Raw genomic sequence first — 2003 nt, forward strand, 5'->3', positions numbered from 1 at the left:
AGATCTATCTGCCGCTGGGTCTGTATCTGCTGTTCACCCTCGTCCCCTTCTACTGGATGCTGCTGTTCGCGCTGCGCCCCGCGGGCTCGAACGCGCTGGTGCCCTGGCCGGTCACCGGTGAGCACTTCCAGAAGGTGTGGAACGAGCGCAGCTTCGGGATCTTCTTCCAGAACAGCATGATCGTCGGCGTCGCCTCGCTGGTGATGACGACGGCGGTCGCGCTGGCCGGGGGCTATGCCCTCGCCCGCTTCGAGTTCCGGATCAAAAAGGGTTTCATGCTGGCGCTGCTGGCGTCGCAGTTCATCCCGGGCGCGCTGATGCTGGTGCCGCTCTTCGAGATCTTCAAGAACCTGCAGATGATCAACTCGCTGGGGAGCGTGGTCATCGCGGAGACGGTCTTCCAGCTGCCCCTGTCGATCATCCTCATCAGCGGCTTCATCAAGAACGTGCCGGTGTCACTGGAAGAACAGGCATGGGTGGACGGCTGCGGCCGCTTCCGGGCCTTCTGCGCGGTGGTGCTGCCGCTGCTGCGCCCCGGGCTGATCGCGGTCGGCTCCTTCGCCTTCGTGCACAGCTGGAACCACTTCCTGTTCGCGCTGATGTTCCTCAGCTCCCAGGACAAGCAGACGATCCCGGTCGGCCTGAACACCCTCATCGGGGCGGACAGCGTCGACCTGGGCGCGCTCGCGGCGGGCGGGGTGATCGCCGCGGTGCCCGTGGTCATCGTCTTCGCCTTCATCCAGAAGTGGCTGATCACCGGCTTCAGCGCGGGTGCGGTCAAGGGCTGACCACTCCGGTCGGCGGAACAACCGTACGCGGACAGAGCGTACAAGGCGGACAGAGCGGACGAGGCGGACAAGGAGGTCCGAGCATGGGTACGGCCCCGGAACCGAAGGAACCGATACCGGTCGTCCTCGCGGGCGCCCACGGGCATGGGCGCTGGCATCTGGACAACATCCGGCGGCTGTCCGCCGAGGGAAAGGTCCGCCTCGCCGGGGTGTGCGAACTCGCACCGCTCACCCGGGAGGAGCTGGGCGACGGACTCGGCGAGCCCGAGCAGTCCGCCGACCTCGCCGCGCTCGTGACCCGCACCGGCGCCCGGATCGCCGTCATCTGCACCCCGATCCACACCCATGCCGACCTCGCCCTCGCCGCCGCCGAACGCGGTGCCCACCTTCTGCTGGAGAAACCGCCCACACCCTCGTACGCCGAATTCACCCGGTTGAGCGAAGGGCTACGCGGATACGGAACCGCCTGCCAGATCGGCTTCCAGTCGCTCGGCTCCCATGCCCTGCCCGCCATCCGGAAGCTCGTCGCCGACGGCCGTATAGGGGCGATCCGCGGCATCGGCGCGGCCGGGGCATGGGTCCGCGACGAGGACTACTACACCCGCGCCCCCTGGGCCGGACACCGCACCCTCGACGGCCGCGACGTCGTGGACGGCGTCCTCACCAACCCCCTCGCCCACGCCATCGCCACCGCCCTGCACCTCGCCGACGCCGACCGGGCCGAGGACGTGGCCGGTATCGAGCTGGAGCTGTACCGGGCCAACGCCATCGAGGCCGACGACACCTCCTGCGTACGGATCCGCACCACCCACGGTGCCACCGTGGCCGCCGCCGTCACCCTGTGCGCGGAGGAGCCCGGTGAGCCGTATGTGGCCGTCCACGGCGACCGGGGCCGGATCACCTTCTGGTACAAGCTGGACCGGGTCCGAATCGAACGCGACGGAGCGCCGCCCGAGACCACCGACCACGCGCGCACCGATCTGCTGGACAACCTCGTCGCGCATCTGCGCGACGGCACCGAACTGCTCGTTCCCCCGGACCGCACGGGCGCCTTCATGCGCGTCGTCGAGGCGGTCCGCACCGCACCCGCACCGGTCCCGCTGCCCGCCGACGCCTGGCGCACCGAGCCCGGTGCGGACGTCACCGCGCGAGCGGCCGAGCGGCGCGTGGTGACCGGCATCGACCGACTGGTCACCGCCGGCGCCGAGCGCCTCG

Annotated in this window: 2 protein-coding genes; both read left to right on the forward strand. The window is 69.7% G+C overall.

Going from position 1 to position 2003, the window contains the following annotated elements; genetic code table 11:
• Positions 1-2 precede the first annotated feature (2 nt).
• Positions 3-788 carry a carbohydrate ABC transporter permease gene (locus tag GWI24_RS43700; protein ID WP_308344287.1) on the forward strand — a complete coding sequence of 262 codons (786 nt, stop codon included), beginning with the start codon at positions 3-5 and terminating at the stop codon, positions 786-788.
• A gap of 83 nt (positions 789-871) precedes the next feature.
• On the forward strand, positions 872-2003 hold a 1132-nt coding region (locus GWI24_RS43705), incomplete at its 3' end, for a Gfo/Idh/MocA family protein (protein ID WP_210951563.1).

The organism is Streptomyces sp. MK37H, assembly GCF_018035285.1.
Classification (GTDB): domain Bacteria; phylum Actinomycetota; class Actinomycetes; order Streptomycetales; family Streptomycetaceae; genus Streptomyces; species Streptomyces endocoffeicus.